The sequence below is a fragment of the Patescibacteria group bacterium genome (assembly GCA_018896645.1).
Lineage (GTDB): Bacteria > Patescibacteriota > Patescibacteriia > UBA2591 > JABMQE01 > JAHIMF01.
Genome location: JAHIMF010000021.1, coordinates 1 through 17,489, shown reverse-complemented (window position 1 = coordinate 17,489; position 17,489 = coordinate 1). Strand labels below are relative to the sequence as shown.

At 40.2% G+C, this 17,489-nt stretch carries 20 protein-coding genes; 1 reads left to right on the top strand and 19 read right to left on the bottom strand.

The features are described 5' to 3' along the window. Window positions 1-262: 262 nt before the first annotated feature. The 18 genes from gatB to gyrB form a co-directional block, all read right to left on the bottom strand. On the bottom strand, window positions 263-1,825 hold the full coding sequence (gatB, locus tag KKD20_01510) for an Asp-tRNA(Asn)/Glu-tRNA(Gln) amidotransferase subunit GatB (GenBank protein MBU4331784.1): 1,563 nt from the start codon (window positions 1,823-1,825) through the stop codon (window positions 263-265). A gap of 497 nt (window positions 1,826-2,322) precedes the next feature. Continuing rightward, on the bottom strand, window positions 2,323-2,925 hold the full coding sequence (gene tmk, locus KKD20_01505; GenBank protein ID MBU4331783.1) for a dTMP kinase: 603 nt from the start codon (window positions 2,923-2,925) through the stop codon (window positions 2,323-2,325). Window positions 2,926-3,053: 128 nt separating this feature from the next. Further along, window positions 3,054-3,578 carry a dihydrofolate reductase family protein gene (locus KKD20_01500; GenBank protein ID MBU4331782.1) on the bottom strand — a complete coding sequence of 175 codons (525 nt, stop codon included), beginning with the start codon at window positions 3,576-3,578 and terminating at the stop codon, window positions 3,054-3,056. A 60-nt stretch (window positions 3,579-3,638) separates the two neighbouring features. Then, a complete protein-coding gene (locus KKD20_01495; GenBank protein MBU4331781.1) occupies window positions 3,639-4,019 on the bottom strand; it encodes a four helix bundle protein in 381 nt (126 codons plus the stop codon). A gap of 85 nt (window positions 4,020-4,104) precedes the next feature. Continuing rightward, window positions 4,105-4,977 carry a thymidylate synthase gene (gene thyA, locus KKD20_01490; protein MBU4331780.1) on the bottom strand — a complete coding sequence of 291 codons (873 nt, stop codon included), beginning with the start codon at window positions 4,975-4,977 and terminating at the stop codon, window positions 4,105-4,107. A 57-nt stretch (window positions 4,978-5,034) separates the two neighbouring features. Next, window positions 5,035-5,457, bottom strand: a complete 423-nt coding sequence (gene dut, locus KKD20_01485; GenBank protein ID MBU4331779.1) for a dUTP diphosphatase — start codon at window positions 5,455-5,457, stop codon at window positions 5,035-5,037. A gap of 83 nt (window positions 5,458-5,540) precedes the next feature. Next, entirely contained in the window at window positions 5,541-6,641 is a 1,101-nt protein-coding gene (locus tag KKD20_01480) for an AAA family ATPase (protein ID MBU4331778.1), read from the bottom strand. 115 nt (window positions 6,642-6,756) lie between these two features. Then, on the bottom strand, window positions 6,757-7,122 hold the full coding sequence (locus tag KKD20_01475; protein MBU4331777.1) for a DUF5615 family PIN-like protein: 366 nt from the start codon (window positions 7,120-7,122) through the stop codon (window positions 6,757-6,759). Next, window positions 7,122-7,361 carry a DUF433 domain-containing protein gene (locus tag KKD20_01470; GenBank protein MBU4331776.1) on the bottom strand — a complete coding sequence of 80 codons (240 nt, stop codon included), beginning with the start codon at window positions 7,359-7,361 and terminating at the stop codon, window positions 7,122-7,124. Before KKD20_01470 ends, KKD20_01475 begins: the two co-directional genes overlap by 1 nt. Before the next feature lie 79 nt (window positions 7,362-7,440). After that, window positions 7,441-8,118 carry a 50S ribosomal protein L1 gene (gene rplA / locus KKD20_01465; protein MBU4331775.1) on the bottom strand — a complete coding sequence of 226 codons (678 nt, stop codon included), beginning with the start codon at window positions 8,116-8,118 and terminating at the stop codon, window positions 7,441-7,443. Between the two features lie 192 nt (window positions 8,119-8,310). After that, complete coding sequence (locus KKD20_01460; protein ID MBU4331774.1) at window positions 8,311-9,204, bottom strand: hypothetical protein; 894 nt, start codon at window positions 9,202-9,204, stop codon at window positions 8,311-8,313. Further along, window positions 9,201-10,430, bottom strand: a complete 1,230-nt coding sequence (locus KKD20_01455) for a hypothetical protein (GenBank protein MBU4331773.1) — start codon at window positions 10,428-10,430, stop codon at window positions 9,201-9,203. The genes KKD20_01460 and KKD20_01455 overlap by 4 nt, the downstream gene beginning before the upstream one ends. A 187-nt stretch (window positions 10,431-10,617) precedes the next feature. After that, on the bottom strand, window positions 10,618-11,082 hold the full coding sequence (locus KKD20_01450; protein MBU4331772.1) for a hypothetical protein: 465 nt from the start codon (window positions 11,080-11,082) through the stop codon (window positions 10,618-10,620). A 124-nt stretch (window positions 11,083-11,206) separates the two neighbouring features. After that, window positions 11,207-11,632, bottom strand: a complete 426-nt coding sequence (gene rplK, locus KKD20_01445; protein ID MBU4331771.1) for a 50S ribosomal protein L11 — start codon at window positions 11,630-11,632, stop codon at window positions 11,207-11,209. A 114-nt stretch (window positions 11,633-11,746) separates the two neighbouring features. Next, window positions 11,747-12,145 (bottom strand): GxxExxY protein, encoded by a 399-nt coding sequence (locus tag KKD20_01440; protein ID MBU4331770.1) that lies wholly within the window; start codon window positions 12,143-12,145, stop codon window positions 11,747-11,749. Window positions 12,146-12,283: 138 nt separating this feature from the next. Further along, on the bottom strand, window positions 12,284-12,829 hold the full coding sequence (gene nusG, locus KKD20_01435) for a transcription termination/antitermination protein NusG (GenBank protein ID MBU4331769.1): 546 nt from the start codon (window positions 12,827-12,829) through the stop codon (window positions 12,284-12,286). Window positions 12,830-12,900: 71 nt separating this feature from the next. Continuing rightward, the gene (gene secE / locus KKD20_01430) at window positions 12,901-13,095 is read right to left on the bottom strand and encodes a preprotein translocase subunit SecE (GenBank protein MBU4331768.1); all 195 of its coding nucleotides are present in this window, start codon (window positions 13,093-13,095) and stop codon (window positions 12,901-12,903) included. Window positions 13,096-13,287: 192 nt separating this feature from the next. Further along, the gene (gene gyrB, locus KKD20_01425; protein ID MBU4331767.1) at window positions 13,288-16,647 is read right to left on the bottom strand and encodes a DNA topoisomerase (ATP-hydrolyzing) subunit B; all 3,360 of its coding nucleotides are present in this window, start codon (window positions 16,645-16,647) and stop codon (window positions 13,288-13,290) included. A gap of 233 nt (window positions 16,648-16,880) precedes the next feature. Between gyrB and KKD20_01420 the strand changes: the two genes are divergently transcribed. Beyond that, window positions 16,881-17,081: a hypothetical protein gene (locus KKD20_01420; protein MBU4331766.1), complete on the top strand. Its 201-nt coding sequence runs from the start codon at window positions 16,881-16,883 to the stop codon at window positions 17,079-17,081. Between the two features lie 97 nt (window positions 17,082-17,178). Here KKD20_01420 and KKD20_01415 read toward each other — a convergent pair. Beyond that, window positions 17,179-17,489, bottom strand: a 311-nt coding sequence (locus KKD20_01415; GenBank protein ID MBU4331765.1) for a phenylalanine--tRNA ligase subunit beta, incomplete at its 5' end; no start/stop codon positions are given.

Sequence of the window (17,489 nt, the reverse complement as noted above, 5' to 3'; positions counted from 1 at the left end):
GCAATTGCTAATCTATTCAGAATACAAAAGAGAAATTACTTTAATTCGTCAAATTAAATTTAGGCTGAATATTTAGGGTGGTAAGTTTTATACCAAAGTTAGCACATAACTCTTATCCTTTACTATACCCCCTTAAAAATGTTAGGTCAATGGAAAAATGTGGATAACTTTTAGCCTTTGGATAAAGAACATGGCAGTCGCAGACTGCCGATACCGCTGAGGCTTCGACTGAGCTCAGCCGAATGTCCAAGTCAGAGTCGAATTACACCAACTTCTCTCTCAATATTTTCTGAACCACCGTAGGATTAGCCCTACCTTTAGTTTGTTTCATCACCCGACCTACTAAAAACATAATCGCGCCTTCCTTGCCTTTTTTGTATTGCGCCACAGGGTTAGGATTATTTTTGATAACTTGAGCAATAATTGAACTTAATTCGATCTTATCGCTAGTTTGACTCAAATCTTTTTCTTGTAGAATATGACTCGGGTCAGCTCCAGTTTTATACATCTCGGCTAATATCTTTTGAGCAGCAGCAGAATTAATTTTTGATTCATAAACTAAAGTAATAAACTCGGCAAAATTTTCCGGGGTGATTTTAAGTTTATCAATTGTTGCACCTTCTTGAATCATCAAGGCTCCCAGTTTATTAATCAACCAACCAGCAACCAACTTAGCCATTTTTTTCTTGTTCACCCCCCAAATTTCGTCTTCACTTTCTTCAATGCCTTGAGTTGAAATAAGCCAGCTGTGAAGTTCAGATAACACCTGCTCTGTATAATCTGCTAACTCTGGATTACTAACCAAAATCTGGGCATCAGCTGACGCGAAATCATATTGTCCCATAAAACGATTTTTTTTAGCTCGGGGTAATTCCGGCAATTTCTTTTTTATTTGTTTAATCCAAGTTTGATTAATTTCTAAAGACGGGATATCCGGCTCCGGAAAATAGCGGTAATCGTGGGCTGACTCTTTCTCGCGCTGGCTGAAAGTGACCCCCTTGGCTTCATCCCAGCCGCGAGTTTCTTGGACTATTTCAGCGGCCTTGCCTTGATTTAATAATTTGGTCTGGCGATTGATTTCATATTCAATGGCGCGCTCTACGGCTTTGAAAGAGTTTAAATTTTTGACTTCTACTTTTGGATTTAATTTATACTTGCCGACAGGGATAACCTCGCTTCCCTTTTTTCGCCATTTGCCGGTTTGCTGGACGCTGATATTTGCTTCGCAGCGCATCTCTCCTTTTTCCATATTAGCGTTTGAAACATCAAGGTAACGAAGTATTTTTTGAAATTCTTGGCAAAGATTTTTAGCTTCCATGGCAGTGTGCATATCTGGCTCGGTTACAAGCTCCATAAGCGGAGTGCCGGCGCGATTAAAATCAACATTTGAGCTTTTTGACCCTTGCGGGTGAACAAGCTTGCCAGTGTCTTCTTCTAAATGAATTCTGGTTATATCCACTCGTTTATCACGGATTGCCTCGGGATCGTCTGATTTTATTTCTATATACCCCTTAAAACAAATTGGCTGATCATATTGAGAAATTTGGTAGCCTTTTGGCAAGTCTGGATAAAAATAATTTTTACGGTCAAATTTTGTTTGTTTGGCAATCTGACAATTTAAGGCTAGCCCAGTTAAAATGGTCCACTCTATCGCCTGCCTGTTAGGCACTGGCAAGGTTCCTGGCTGACCCGTGCAAATCGGACAAATAACGGAATTTGGAGCCTTGCCGCCTGGATCATTATCGCAATTACAAAACATCTTGGACTTGGTTTTTAACTCGCTATGAATCTCCAAACCTATTATGGGTATATATTTTTCTTGCATAAATTCTAAAGTTAAATATTACCTCTAATTATCTCGAATATTCTCAAATATCTCAAATGAAAGTGTGGTATTAACTGATTTTAGCTTAGCATAATTAGGAAAATAAAAAAAGGTCTGACGGAAAAATCCGACAGACCTGCGTAAATATGAGACAAGAGACTTAGCTCCAGATTGGCTGAAAAATCCAACTACCCCAATATTGTGGTTGTCTAACCCAAAAGGACCAAACTCTTTTAGGATAGCCACCAGGCATCAAAACGTCCGGAAAAGCCACTTCGAAATAAAGTCTATGAGACCGATAAATACAGAAAGAACAACTGACTCTCCAAACCTCGCCAGTCCTCCATAAATCAACATCCCAATTCATGAAGAAGTCTTTTAATGAGCTGGTTCGGAAAGTGACTTTAAAGAACGGTGAAAAATTCACAACCAGAAAACCATAATCCTTGCTGATTACAGACATAACGCCCTCCTTTCTGCGTTTAATAATCTGCGTTTTATTTTAATCGCGCGCTAACAATGCCCCAGATTTCTTTGGCAATAATACCTATATCCCGGTCACCATCAATGATAAACACATTAGGAAATTGATTTTTGCCAAAAACTTCCTTATAATTTTTAATAACTTGGTCGAGCTTTTGTTCTTGTTCAAAAAGTTCGCGCTCCCCGCCGCGACGTTGTAATCTATCCATGCACACATCGGCTGGCACATCCAAAAAGAAAGTTAAATCAGGCACAACAAATTTGCTATTAATTTCCCATAACCAGCGATAATCAATCTCCAGCATACCAAAAGCTAAAGTTGAGAAAAAGTATCTATCACAGACTACCCACTTGCCCCGGTCTAAAGCTGGTTTAATCTGGGCATCAAGATGATGGCCCCGATTGGCAGTAAAATAAAGCTCAAGTGTTTCTAGGGAAACTTTATTTTTGCTCCTCAAAATACTCCGAATTATTCCTTTGTCTAGTTCATCGGCCGGCTCTTTGGTTAAAAAAATATTTTTGCCAGCTTTAGTTAAGCTGTCAGCCAGCAATGAGGCTTGAGTTGTTTGACCCGAACCATCAGGGCCTTCAAAAATTATAAATTTTCCTTTTGGCATAAATTAAATCTAAAATCTAAAGTCAAAAGTCAAAAGTAGTTCCAAGCCAGGACTTCTTCTTGGAAAGGTTTAACATTTGACCTTAGAAAACACTTTTAGACCTTTAACTCTATTTTAGACTTTTGACTTTAGACTTTAGACTTGACTCTATACCTCAACTGCACCGCATTATCCCCTATTTCTTTGGACTCAAGCAACTCTAATTCCAGGTCCAAGTCTTCGCCTTCGGTAAAATTTAATCCTCTGCCAAAAACTTTTGGCTCTATTGTGATTAAAATTTCGTCAACTAAATTAGCTTTAAGAAAAGCGGCATTGGTGCCAGCGCCACCGCCAAGGATAGCGGTCTCGTAACCCTTGTTTTCTAAATGTTTAAGCACATCGGCTGGCGGTCCCTTGAAATATTCTAAAGTGCCGGGAACTTCTTGGTCTTTAAATTTTTCCGGAGTTAGAGAAAGAACCAAATTAAAACGCTCAGGCAAGGGTTTTCCGCCCATAACAAAAAAAGTGGTTTCGCCAAAAATTATCGCTTTGTGCTTTTTTGTTTCTGCCACAAAGGCTTTTTTGTCAGCCAAGGAAGTCCAATCCACGTTTTGAGTTTTGTCTTTGGCAATGATGCCGTCTAAGGTCATTGCCATCATCAATATAAGTTTCATATTTGTGGGGTTAAGTTTGTATGGTAAAAATTAGTGGCTTAGTTAGTTTATCATAAATAGTCACTCGTCACTAGGGTTTATGCTGCCACCGACTGAAGCTATTAAACCATTCATCAACTTTGAAACGTCTGTGCTTTTTTGAAACAAATCAATGTAAGTCCCCTTTGATAAATATTCTAACTCATACGATAAAATTAATAGTGCCTGAACTTCTTGGATCGAACCCCGGGCTTGATAGTAGAATCTCTTTTTATCCTTATAGAAAAACCTTCCAAACCCTTCGGCTATATTAGTACATACAGAGACAATCGCTCTTCTCTTCTGACTGATTATATTGTACTTCTCTTCCGCTGGAAAACTTTCAGTCACTTTATATATGTCCTTTGTTAACCCCTTGGACTTTTTCCAGGCGTCCAGTTCGTAGAAATTCTTTACACCCATATTTTTCAAATTAAACTTAAATCTATAAAAAAACGTGATTAAACTCGTCCCCAGTGACTAGTGACGAATGACTGGTGGCGAATACTTATACAGCTATCTCAAAAGAAATTTTTGGATAACTTTGATAATTAATAAGTTTAGTATCACTATATTGCCAATCAAATATGGAAGTAAAATTTTCAGTTTGTATTGTTGGCAAGGGATATTTATTTGGATCGCGAGTGATTTGTTCTTTAAGGCCGTCAATATGATTTAGATAAATATGGGTATCGCCCAAAAAACCAACTAAGGTTCCTTCCCCGTAGCCCGTTTCCAAGGCCAATAAATGTAAAAGCGTGGCATAGCTGGCGATATTGAAAGGCAGGCCCAAAGCAGTATCAACTGACCGCTGGTTCCAGAACAAATTAAGTTTATTGTTGACAACGGTAACCTGAAAAGCGTAATGACAATATGGCGGAACGGCTTTATCTATGTCTAATGGATTCCAGGCAATAACTAACATCTGACGGCTCCAGGGCTTGGTTTTTATTTCCTCTACTAATTTCTTGAGCTGGTCAACGCCCTGGCCAGTGTAGTCGGTATTATAATCTTTATATTCAGCTCCAAAATGCCGCCACTCCCAACCATAGCTTGCGCCTAAATCGCGTTCCTCGAGCATTCTTTTTTTAGTTTCTTCGTCATGAGCGTAAGGCACTTTTAAGGGAGTGCACCATTCATCCCAAATATGATTGCCTCGATCTTGAAGCCATTTTTTGTCAGTGATGCCTTTGATAAAAAATTCCAGCTCGGTGCGGACGCATTTATAAGCGACTTTCTTTGTGGTGAGCAAGGGAAAGCCGCAAGACATATCATGTTTGAACATAACGCCCGCCAAAGAAATCGTACCGGTGCCGGTGCGGTCTTGTTTTTCTTCACCGCGTTCTAAAATATTTTTTACGATGTCGAGGTATTGTTGCATACAGCAGATTTAAGCAGATTATAAAGGATTATTTTTTGAAACCGCTAATCACGGATATCATCTTCCGGTTGAACCGAATCGGCCGATGCCGCGGGAGGTTTTACTAAGTTCACTGACTTCTTGGAGCTCGGCAATGGCCACGGGAAAAATTATAAGCTGGGCGATTTTATCGTGTTTTAAAATTTTGTAAGGCTTATCAGAAAGATTAATGAGTATGACATTATATTCACCGCGATAACCAACGTCATAAACGCCGCCCATTGTGTGAACACCACCATTTTTAGGCAAACTCCCTTTGTCTTTAATAATTGCGGCATAACCCTCTGGATACTCTAAAATAAAACCAAGATAAAAAATATGACGTTCGCCGGGCTGGAGTTCGTAATCTTCAAGCGAATGCAGATCAAGGCCAACATCACCGGGATGAACATAAGACGGAATGACTGCTTCTGGTTTTAATTTCTTAATTTTAATCTGCATAAATATATTATACAGCAGATTACAGCAGATTAAAAGCAGATTTGGAATCCGTTATAATCCCCGCCTTGACGGCGAAGCAGGTGCTAAATCTGCTGTATTTTTTCCAACACCTCGTCAACTTTTCCATGCAACTCTTCCTTGCTTCCATTGTTTAAAATAGTAAAATCAGCCATAGCAATTGGTCCGGCAGTAGCCAAATTTTCAATCTGGGCTTTGTCGCGGGAGGCGACTTCATCAAGAGTAAATAGGCGCTCCACATTATTTTGATATTCTACCCTACCCGCAACCCGCCCATATCGAATTTGGGGCGAAGCCTGGACAGCAATCACCTTAAAACTATCGCCGAATTCTTCTTTGATTTTTAGATATTCCTGCCAAGAGTACAAGCTTTCAATGACGACATTGCTGCCACCGCTATAATATACTTTAATCTTTGGAATATTAAGAATCGCAAAAGCCGCCATGCCATATTGCTTTCGCAAGTCCTCGCGAACAAATTTTTCATTGGTTTCATTGGTTTCTAATCCCCGTCTCCCAAGCTCATCAAAAGTAACTTGGCCAAAATAAACTTTTTTATAACCCTTGGATTCAATGTATTTTGTAACTTCGCTTTTGCCAGAACCGGGCATGCCAACGACAGCGAGGATTTTATTTTTGTCCCTGCTTCCAATTTTGTCTAAAGACTCAACCACTGGTTGGTTATCGTATTCAACGATTTCTTGATTAAGAATATCCAATTCTACGCCGGCTTCCATGAAAATCTCCTTACTGCGTTCTCCGGCCTGATAATCGTTTTCACAAACTACTCGCTTAATTCCGCAATTAATAATCATTTTAGCGCAGGTATAGCAAGGAGTCATCCGACAATAAAGAGTAGCCCCTTGCAAAGAAACGCCTAAAAGCGCTGCCTCACAAATAGCATTTTGTTCTGCATGAGCAGTGCGAATGCAATGCTGGCTTTCATGACCATCAGAATGACGAACAGTATGCATCTCGTGACCAACTTCATCACAATGAACGCAACCGCTGGGCGAACCGACATAGCCAGTTACTAAAATTCTTTTATCGCGGACTATGCAACAACCAGAACGTCCGCGATCGCAGGTGGCCCGGACAGCAACGGCTTTTGTAATGCCCATAAAGTACTCGTCCCAGCTCGGGCGCGCGAATTTTTCTTCTAACATAATTTACAGTATAAAAAATTAGAGAACAGATATTCTTTCTCCAATTTTTGTTTTTTGTTTCCTGGTATTTTCGTTTCTTAATTATACCAAACCCTAAAAACAAAACAAGCCTAAGTTATCCACTAAAACTTTTATAAAATCTTATGCCCTGTTCGCTTAATATAACCAAAGAATCTTTTAATTTTTCTTTCTGACTTTTGATAAGTGGAACAAGATATTTTATCACATTTTGAGGTGATTGATTCTTCAAACGAATTAAAATAACCCCCTTATGCTTTTTGAGGGGGTATTTTAAAATATTTCCAAAGTCTTTATCGTGAGTTAGGATGATTCGATTCTCTCTTCCAGCCAATTTAATAATTTCATCATCAGATAATCCCGGTTTTATATCAATAATCGACCGGGTCTCATAACCATAACCAATCAGCTCGGCAATAACTCTTGGAGCGATATTTTCATCAGCTAAAAATTTTAACATCATTAGTCAGTAAATTTAGGAATCAAAATTTCCTCTTGCTTAACTATCCCGGTAGCGTAGGAAATTGCCGCATAAACATCAGTTAAGGTGAGCTGTGGGTACTCTTGAGCTATTTCCTGTGGAGTCATTTTAGAATCAAGCAATTCTAAAATAAATTCGACAGAAATCCTGGTTCCGCGAATTATTGGCTTATTACCTAAAATTTTAGGATTAACTTCAATTTTATTCAAAAAGTTTCTCATAAATAAAATATGTCACAGAAAATGTTCCTTGTCAAAATAAGATAGCCCGGAAATCCACAGGCTTGTTTTTTTAAATTCTTTATGCAGTTATCTTTATTCCAGGACCCATGGTCGTACACAAAGTTATGCCTTTAATATATTCGCCTTTCACGCCAGCTGGTTTAATTTTCTTAATCGCCTCAACAAACGCTTTAACATTGTCAAATAATTTTCCTTTATCCAATGAAACTTTGCCAACCAATTGATGGACATTGCCGCTGTCATCGTTTTTAAAATTAACTTTGCCGCCGGTCAATTCTTTGACGGCTGCTTCTATGTCTGGATTAACAGTGCCGGTTTTTGGCGAGGGCATTAAACCACGAGTGCCAAGTATACGGGCAATTGGGGCAATGGACTTCATCATTGCGGGTTCAGCTACTGCCACATCAAAATCGGTCTTTTCGGTCTTTTTTATCTCATCAATTAAATCTTGGCCGCCAGCCAAGGTAGCACCCGCTTGCTTAGCTTTTTCCGGACTATTGGTAAAAGCCGCAATCCGACGGGTCTTGCCGGTGCTATGCGGCAAACTAACAGCACCACGAACCTGTTGTTCGCCTTTTTTAGGATCAATGCCTAACCTGATGTGAACTTCCACTGATTCATCAAAATTTTTCCGAGCCATCTTTTTCAAAATATCCACTGCTTCTACAATTGGATAAACTTTAGTTTTGTCAATTTGTTTTTTTAGTTCTTTATAGTGTTTTGAACGCATAATGATTTCTCCTGGTGGTCGAAGACCCCGAACTTGTCGAAGGGTCAATAACGCACTGATGACTAATCAGCGCTCCCACGAGTTTTATTTATTAATTTATTGCGTTTATTGGTTTATTATACTAAATTTAAGAATATTGTCAAATAAAAAAACGCGCAATGGAATCCCGAAGGATTACTCACACTGCGCGCTATAAAACTAGAAGCTGCAAACAACTGCTGTTCGAAATAAAGGACTAAATCCTTTGCCGAATAAACAATCAATTTGCAACTTCATACTCTCTCCGAGGAAATTGATGCCCGCGCTAAACGATCTTGCGTGTTCAGCGCCGACGACATCATCCTCCCAGCAAACGACTGGCTCCAACCAACCAAAGCCTTTATATAATGCCAAGGCATAGTTATCACCAGTCCAATCCTCCTTGCCTTCCCTGAACCATGAGGTCTCGGAACGCAACCGAAACAGCCGGCCATCGTATTCAAAGCCGAAGATTCCGGCCCGACGATGACTGTTTGGCTGTGGTCCGCCCCAGGCAGAAGCGGAAAAAACAAGCGTTTTGATTGGTTCATACTTAATACGCCCAAACCAATCAAAATTTTTATTGTTATCCGCCTGGCAGCTATTCCCGCCGCAGGCGCCGACATCCCATCCAAACTGCCAAAGATTTCCAGTAGCCATAATTCCCCGATGCGTAAACGGGGACTTCATGCCTACATTGACTGGACGATCCTGATCTAAAAAGAACCGTTCCAGCTCGCGGCCAAAATGAAACTGGCCAATGGAAATTTCTTCCACAAAATTGCTGTCGCTCCCGACCTCCCATGACATCTGAAATTGGCTCAAGGCACAATCCATGCCCTTACTGTCCTTACCGTCCATTGTTACTTTGCATTTGACGGTTCGGCCAGCAATCTTTCCAATTTCGGGGTTCTTGAATGCCAACCTGATAAAATAAGGAGACAAACTGCTCGGGTTGGAGGATTCCCACGAAAGAATGCCAACACCCTCAATATTAACGAGGGCATAAGCATTGATGGGGATCACAACGACGACGAAAGCGACGAAAACAACTACCAACAATAGGTGTTTCATGGTACTACCTCCTTTAGCTTAGCGGGCGGGGCTAAGCTTGGAGGCAAGAACCATGCACGGTTCGCCCAGCGATTTGCCGGGGCCTCGGTCTGCTCAACCTTCGCCGCTGTGGTTTGCGGTCTTGCGGGCAGCACATAATCAATGACTGTTGCTACCCATACTGTCAAACAGTCTAACTTTTCTAAGTCCTCTCCCTCTTTAAAGTTGACTAATTTTATAATCATGACCCGTTCCTCATTCTGGCCAAGCGCAAAGCTTGTTGAAAAAGCCAGAAATGGAGAGCTGATCACAACTGAAAGACAACTAACAGCCATTGCCAATCTTGATTTCCGGGCAACGAGCTCCGGCATTTCCTTGACCCTTAAAAGGGCTTCTTGAAAATTCAAGATTGGCTGTTCGGCCTGGAGCCAGAGAGTATTTTCTTCAGCAGGGCTTAGGCGCCAGTTTCCTGCTTGTCGACAATAATCAGCTCGCAGTTTGGTGAAACGCCATTTTAGAGCTGGATCAAACCCGCTATAAATGGCAACGCCAATTGGGCCTGCTAAGACTGCCAAAAAGAAATACCTAGCCCGAAGGAATGGCTCCTGCCACATGGCCTGCCAGTTACCCTTGAGCCAAAGCTGAAACAGGATAAGAATAAAGGCAAAGGGCAAGAAGCATACGTAGGTAATGAGCAACCATCGCCCAAAAGCAAGCCAATTTATTGAAGATGCTAACGGCTCAAAACCTTCAGGTAATGGTGCTTTTATTTCTGCTTCATGCCACCGCCAGCTATTTCTGGCCTGTTCTTCGCGGCTTAGTTTTTCACTGCCCATGTCTCCCATTCTAGAAAAATTCTGATGGGCCATTTCATAAAGTCCACGCAAGGTTTCGTCAATGGTTTTGGAAATGTCAACAGGAAGACCGCTTATATTGCTTGCGGTTATCCGGCCATTGATCTGGCTCCTGACGGTTACCAATACGGCCCTGTCGTTAAAGAAGTCTTCAGGACCATAATCTTTACCTTTTAACAGAGCCCTCTCGCAGACTTTCTCTCGGACCTGCCAAGCAGCTTCTGCCTTTAACACCTCCACAATTCGGTTTTCGCTAAAATTCCGAATATCATCAACTATCCTAAAAGCGATATCCCGAATTGGAAGAACGCAATACAGAAAAGCCAGAACCACCAGAAGGTAGACCGGCTTTTTCCAGCACAAACGGCGCGGATCAAGCTGTTCTTGATACATGGCCTACCTCTTTGGATTTGAGGGGTTTAGGAATGACTAGACGGATTGACTAGAGAGTTCACCTCCTTTCTTGGTATAAAATATGAATTTTCAAAGATCAATATTACGATATTCAATCGTATCACAAATAAATAAAAAAGTCAACCCCATAGAAAGGACTGACTTTTTTAGATTATTTTTTTTGAAATTAGCTTTCCTCTTCTTCCTCTTCCTCTTCTTTCCTTTTTTTCACATCTCTCTTAATCAACCCCCAGTGATATAAATATAGGGGTAGCCCGACGATGAGCAGGGCTAAAGAACTGGAAGCGGTGCGCTGGCGGCGTTGGGTAGTGTAATCAATTTTTTCCTGCTCTTTCTCGTTCTCTTTCCACTCCTCATAATTTTGCATCCATTCATCAATCGCGGCGATTTGAACCTCGTTGAGTTCACATTTTTCTTCGCAGTTTTTGATGGACTGCATGCTGGCAAATTCAGGATCATAGCCAAGAGAAATTGGCCTAGCAATGTAAGATGACGCGTCCTGGTCAGCTTTAGTAAAAATCCAAGTTTTAAGGCCTAAATCAACAAAACGATACGCGCCAATAGCCAGCAGAGCCAAACCTACTAGGGAGAAAAGATAGAGATAGATTGTGCGGATGATGGGGTTCTTCATCGATTTATTATTTGAGCCAGGGGCTCATCAGCCTTTGGCTGATATTATTCTTTATTTATTATTCAAAAAATTGAAAATTGATTAATTGAAAATTGATTGAAAATTAGAAATTGAAAATTAGAAATTAACTCTTAATCTCCACGCCCATTTGTCTGGCCGTACCTTCAACAATACGCATGGCGGCATCAATATCATTAGCATTCAAATCCGGCATCTTTATTTCCGCAATTTCTTTAAGTTGAGCGCGGGTAATTTTACCGACCTTATCGGTCAACGCCTTGCCAGAACCCTTTTTTATGCCAGCGGCTTTCTTGATTAGCTCGGCCGCTGGTGAAGTTTTTAATTTAAAATCATAAGTTCGGTCCCCATAGACCGTGATCTCCACCGGGATAACATCGCCGCCCTTATCTTTAGTCGCATCATTGAATTTAACGCAAAACTCTTGAATATTAAGGCCGTGCTGGCCCAAAGCCGGGCCAACAGGCGGCGCGGGATTTGCTTTGCCTGCGGGTATTTGGAGTTTTATAATTGTTTTGATTGGTTTGCTCATAGACTTTTCGCGAATTATTAGCTAATACGATTTCGCGAATAAATCGCGAATGTACTTATTTATGTCGCTAATTTAAATGCGGATAACTTATCACTAATGAATCGGTAAGACTAATTAAGGCCATCTGACCTTATCTCTTTTAGGATTAATTATTCTTTTATACTCTAATTTCTGTCTTCTAAAATTGGCAACGATGCCTAAAGGTAAACCTGACTGGTCTAGATAACGACACATTTGCCTGACATCCTCATCTTTTATTCTCCGCCAGGCTTTGGCATCAAATATGATACACATCCTTATCACGAAATCAGGGACCAATGCTTTAATATTAACATTTGGAAAAAATTCACTCAACTTTCGTTCTCTGAAATATGGAATGCTTTTTAAAATTAATTTCCTTTCAACTGTATCAGCATAATCTTTCTCTTTGTAAATCGGACCTAATTCGTTATGAACCTCGAACAAAACACTCATCAACTCATAGCTTTCTTTGGGTAAAATTATTTCGCTCATGGTTTTTATTTTTTATTATTTTTTTATTCGCGAAATTATTCGCGAGTATATTCTTTATTAGCGACGACATTAGCGACATATAAAAAAAATATTGGCGAATGATTAGCGAATCCCGATTAGCGAATCATTTGCGAATAGCTACATCTTCTTAACCTGTAAAAAATCCAGTTCTACTGGCGTCTCGCGTCCAAACATAGAAACCAGCACTTTCACCTTGCCGCGAGCTTCATCAATATTGGAAACCTTGCCTTCAAAAGTTTTAAACGGTCCGTCTATAATTTTCACTGGCGAGCCAGGGGAAACATCAATCTTATATTTTGGCTCTTCAACACCCATTCGTTTCTGAATAGCTTTGATTTCAACTTCCGAAACAGGAGTCGGCGTAGTGCCAGAACCAACAAAACCCGTAACATTAGGAGTATTGCGCACCACATACCAAGAGTCATCAGTAACTATCATTTCTACCAATACATAACCTGGGAAAATCTTTTCTTCAACCACTCGCCTTTTCCCGTTTTTAATTTTTATTCGTCTTTCAGTTGGTACTAAAATATCAAAAATTTTATCCTCCATGTCCATTGACTCGATTCTCTGGTGGAGATTATAAGAAACATTCTCTTCATAGCCAGAATAAGTATGGAGAATGTACCAGCGACGGCCTTCTTGTAAAACTTGTTTAGGCATAATTTATTATATATTCATATATCCATATTTTCATCTGTCGTCTTTTTTATTAATTTATTGATTTATTATTTTTATTTCAATACAAAACTTTCAAAAATAGTAGAGAGAATGTAATCTACAATTCCCAAAAACGCGGCCACGCCCAGACTGACGCCAATGACCATTAGGGTGTGCTTGATGGTCTCTTGTCTGGTTGGCCAAGTGACTTTTTTTAATTCTGTCTTGGAATCTTTAATATACTCTATTAGGGATGAGATGCCTTTCATATTTTATAAAGTATTAAAAACATAATCCAAATCTACGAATGATATCCAAATCTACGAATTCTACAAATGCTACGAATTTATTTGTAGCATTCGTAGATTAGGATTACGCCCCGATTTTAAAAAGCCCCTTCCCCGGGCTCTTATCTACATAATAGCAGATATCTGAAACTTGTCAAGTGTGGTGTGGATAAGTCAAATATCCAAATTCCTCACACTTTTAGCGTGCGTTTGGATAAACCGCTTGCGCGGGCCGACTTCGGAGCCCATTAAGGTCTCAAAAACTTCATCAGCTTTTTCCACGTCCTCAACTGTCACCTGCTTCATCGCCCGAAATTCCGGATCCATTGTTGTATCCCAAAGTTGAGAGGGATTCATTTCACCAAGGCCTTTGTAACGTTGAATAGAAACAGAAGTCGTATATTCGCCTTGAGTTACTTCTTCACCGCTTGATTTTCCCTGCCCTGAGCTTGACTTGTCGGCGAGCTCAAGTCGAGTCGCCGAAGGGTTGATTTTTTGACCTGTCCTGAGCCGTGCCGAAGGATTTCTTGATTTTGTGCGTCCAGCCAACATTTCCTTCTGTACCTTTTCTAGCTCCGCATCACTATACACCCAGCGAACATCTCTACCAACCTGCGCCCGGTACAACGGGGGTTGAGCCAGATACAAGTGGCCTTTGGTAATGATTTCCGGGAAATAGCGATAGAAAAAGGTCAAAAGCAAAGTGCTGATGTGCGAGCCATCAACGTCCGCATCAGTCATAATAATAACTTTTTCATAACGTAGTTTAGAAATATCAAACTGCTCGCCAATATTAGTGCCCATGGCAATGATAAGAGATTTAATCTCATTATTGGCTAACATCTTATCCAGCCGAGCCCGCTCTACATTAAGAATTTTTCCCCGCAAAGGCAGGATGGCTTGGAAATTCCGATTACGGGCTTGCTTGGCCGAATTATGAACAAACACTCCTGAAGATAGCGCAAAATTATGAGTACCTTCTACTTCTAAATCATAAACATCTATTTTTTTCTTGAGTCGAACAATCCTTTTTATTTTGTGGTTATAATTTTCAACTGCCTCAAGCATTGTATTTTCATCGCCATCAAAAAATCTTTCCATGAAAGTTTCCTTTTTAAGCAAGTTAGTGTCCCCTTTTTTAGTTCTTTCCTGATCATATTTCTCTAAGCCCCCCCGACTTTCTAAAACTCCTTTCATAAAAGCTATAGAGTGCTCAAAATATATTTTATTATACGCTTTTTTTCTTCTCGCCCTAAAATCTGAGGTCCATTGTTCTTTAGTTTTCCCGCTTCTCCACTTTCTCAAGTTGGGGTTATCCCATTGTTTTTTCGCTATTGCGCTAAATTTCTCTTTAACTTCTGGGTGCTCATTAAAATATTTTTCTACTCTTCGGGCCTGTATTTTTCTATTTTCTGGTCTTGACCAATGTTCTTTTTGAGCTTGGTTTAGTATGGCTTGTGATTTTTCTCGGTATTCTTGATTGCTGTTGTAAAATTCAAGAAACTTTTGAATCATATATCTTTTGTAATCTTCATTCTCCCATTGTTTTTTGGCTCTTTTGGATAACATTTCCCGCATTTCTGGAGTGGACATTATTTTGCTTATCTTGGCTTGGTACTCTGCAGTTTGATGAATTTTTCGGCACTTTTCTTTGATGTCTTCACGAAGGATAGTTTTCTCAACCATTTTAGCATGCAAATCCATGTGTTCTTTCTTGGTCATCCTGATGATATTTTCTGGATTGTTATTTAATTTATTAAAATTAAGATGATGCTTACAATCGCCTAAGGATTCACTGTATTTTTTATTTTCTAAATTATACCTATCTGAAAGCACATGAGTAAACACCCATTGATGTCTTTTGGGTTCATAAATCATTTCATAACCCTCAATAGTTATCCGGTGCTCTATTTTAGACAACTTCCTTCGCAAAGGCATCAAACTCATATCAGTTCTCAAGTTTTGGGCTTCGATATAACTACCGTCTCTTAACATGAACTTATGATATGGAGTACAAACAACCTCTTCATCATTGTCGAGAATCACTTTGATGACTTTAACATTTTTCTTAGTTCTTCTGGGGTTTTTGATTAGGCCAACTCCAATCGTCCCACTATTATTAATTGTGTAGCAATAATTCCTCTTGCCTTTTTTATTTTCGGCTACAAGCTCCTTGAAGCTAAGTATCCTACCATCCATTAAAGCAACCCTTATATCACCGTCGAAACACCCTCCAGCCGAATCACCCTCAACAATATACAACTCTGATTTAGCAGCATCTTTACTGGAACAATCTGCTAATTTGCCAGGCAGGGCAAATCCCTCCAGGGCGCCCTTGCGTAAAACCGAATCCCGAGCGGCACGAGCGGCCCGGCGCGCTTGAGCCGCCAGCAGAGCTTTACCAATAATTGCTTCGGCATCCCGGGGATGCTCTTCTAAAAAGAAATTAAAACTGTCAGCAAAAATATTTTCCACAATCGGCTTAACCTCGGCATTGCCTAGCTTAGCTTTGGTCTGGCCTTCAAACTGCGGCTCTTTAACTTTAACGCTAATCACCGCGGTCAATCCCTCGCGGACATCATCACCGCTCAAATTCTCATCTTTCTCTTTCAAAATCCCCTGCCGCCGGGCATAAGCATTCAAAACCCGGGTTAAAGCGGTGCGAAAACCAATTAAGTGCATGCCGCCTTCAGTGGTAAAAATATTATTAGCAAATGAAAAAGTAGATTCTTTATATTCATTGACGTACTGAAGGGCGATTTCCACCCGAACATCATCCTGCTCTTTGTCAATGTAAAAAATATTATCATGTTTTGGTTCGTTGTTGCGGTTAATATGGCGGGCATAAGAAGCAATGCCGCCCTCAAAATAAAAAGTATAAGATTTCTCATCATCACTGCGCTCATCATTAATGATGATTTTTACGCCCTTGGTAAGATATGCCTGCTGGCGAAGATGGTCTAGAATACAACTAAAATCAAATTCTAAAACCGAAAAAGTCTTTGAATCAGGTTTAAAAATAATAGTTGTGCCGGTGCCCCTGGCTTTGCCAACAGCTTTAACTTTTTTTAGTGGTTTGCCGTATCTGTATTCTTGCGCGTATAGTTTGCCGTCCCGCCTCACCTCGGCCCGCATATATTCGCTTAAAGCATTAACCACGCTCACGCCTACGCCATGTAAACCACCGGAAACTTTATAACCGCCCTGGCCAAATTTACCACCCGCATGAAGTTTTGTCATGACAACTTCCAGGGCCGAAACTTTGGTTTGTTTATGAATATCAACGGGAATACCGCGACCATTGTCTGTTACCTGCACCGTGGAATCTGGCAATAGAGTAACCACGATTTCAGTACAAAAACCAGCCATGGCTTCATCAATGCCATTATCAACAACCTCCCAAACAAGGTGATGAAGGCCTTCTTTGGCGGTGTTGCCAATATACATGGCTGGACGCTTGCGAACCGGCTCTAGACCCTCAAGCACGGTGATTTGTTTGGCGGAGTATTCTGGCGTTTTAGCTTTGTTTGACATAGGTGTGCTTAAAATTTATCCATTTATCATTTAACATCTGTCATCTTAACAATTTATTAATTTATTGCGTTTATTAATTTATTAACTAAAAAAGATGGGCTTTTGACCTATCTATATTTTAGCAAAAATTTTAATGGTTGACAAGGGAAAAGGGGTGTGATAAGGTGAAAAAAATCGTGATTCTGGAGGAGTAACTGTCCTTCATAAACAACTCAAAAAAGGAGGGAAAAATCATGAAATTCACAGTCACTCTTGGCGATGGAGATTGCAAGAAAGAAGTAGAAGTTGAGATACCTGATGTTATAACAAGTTGGGAGAAAATGTTCCAACGAGAAATGAATAGGGCTTATCATATCGGACTGGCAGACGGCCTAATAGAGGGTTTGAAATCTGAAGCCAAAAAGTTTGGAGAGTTCTTGAATCGCAGTATATAATATGTCGTCTAACTTTAAAGCAGGGCTTGAATTTAAACAAGCACCTGCTTTTTTCTTTTTGGAAAAACCCTAATGACTCATGACTCATCCCTAATGACTAATCTCTTATTTTCGCCCCAAATTTCTGCTCCAACCTCTTCACGACCTGCTCAAAAATCTTATCCACTTCTTTGGATTCTAGTGTTCTGTCTGGAGCGCGGAAGATGATATGAAAAGCAAGAGATCGTTTATTCTCACCAATATTTTTGCCAGTATACACATCAAAAAGGTCAACTTGAATAATGAGTGGACTAATGGTATTTATAACTTCGGCAATATCAGAATACATTATGCCCTGGCTTGTGATGATTGCTAAGTCGCGGGTGACAGAAGGGTAAATTGGGAGTTCTTGAAATTCTTTAACTTGAG

Bases quoted from the DNA above. Each gene is read 5' to 3' on its own strand.
- gatB (MBU4331784.1), bottom strand. From the start codon at position 1,825: ATGCAAGAAAAATATATACCCATAATAGGTTTGGAGATTCATAGCGAG.
- tmk (MBU4331783.1), bottom strand. From the start codon at position 2,925: ATGCCAAAAGGAAAATTTATAATTTTTGAAGGCCCTGATGGTTCGGGT.
- KKD20_01500 (MBU4331782.1), bottom strand. From the start codon at position 3,578: ATGAAACTTATATTGATGATGGCAATGACCTTAGACGGCATCATTGCC.
- KKD20_01495 (MBU4331781.1), bottom strand. From the start codon at position 4,019: ATGGGTGTAAAGAATTTCTACGAACTGGACGCCTGGAAAAAGTCCAAG.
- thyA (MBU4331780.1), bottom strand. From the start codon at position 4,977: ATGCAACAATACCTCGACATCGTAAAAAATATTTTAGAACGCGGTGAA.
- dut (MBU4331779.1), bottom strand. From the start codon at position 5,457: ATGCAGATTAAAATTAAGAAATTAAAACCAGAAGCAGTCATTCCGTCT.
- KKD20_01480 (MBU4331778.1), bottom strand. From the start codon at position 6,641: ATGTTAGAAGAAAAATTCGCGCGCCCGAGCTGGGACGAGTACTTTATG.
- KKD20_01475 (MBU4331777.1), bottom strand. From the start codon at position 7,122: ATGATGTTAAAATTTTTAGCTGATGAAAATATCGCTCCAAGAGTTATT.
- KKD20_01470 (MBU4331776.1), bottom strand. From the start codon at position 7,361: ATGAGAAACTTTTTGAATAAAATTGAAGTTAATCCTAAAATTTTAGGT.
- KKD20_01460 (MBU4331774.1), bottom strand. From the start codon at position 9,204: ATGAAACACCTATTGTTGGTAGTTGTTTTCGTCGCTTTCGTCGTCGTT.
- KKD20_01455 (MBU4331773.1), bottom strand. From the start codon at position 10,430: ATGTATCAAGAACAGCTTGATCCGCGCCGTTTGTGCTGGAAAAAGCCG.
- KKD20_01450 (MBU4331772.1), bottom strand. From the start codon at position 11,082: ATGAAGAACCCCATCATCCGCACAATCTATCTCTATCTTTTCTCCCTA.
- rplK (MBU4331771.1), bottom strand. From the start codon at position 11,632: ATGAGCAAACCAATCAAAACAATTATAAAACTCCAAATACCCGCAGGC.
- KKD20_01440 (MBU4331770.1), bottom strand. From the start codon at position 12,145: ATGAGCGAAATAATTTTACCCAAAGAAAGCTATGAGTTGATGAGTGTT.
- nusG (MBU4331769.1), bottom strand. From the start codon at position 12,829: ATGCCTAAACAAGTTTTACAAGAAGGCCGTCGCTGGTACATTCTCCAT.
- secE (MBU4331768.1), bottom strand. From the start codon at position 13,095: ATGAAAGGCATCTCATCCCTAATAGAGTATATTAAAGATTCCAAGACA.
- gyrB (MBU4331767.1), bottom strand. From the start codon at position 16,647: ATGTCAAACAAAGCTAAAACGCCAGAATACTCCGCCAAACAAATCACC.
- KKD20_01420 (MBU4331766.1), top strand. From the start codon at position 16,881: ATGAAATTCACAGTCACTCTTGGCGATGGAGATTGCAAGAAAGAAGTA.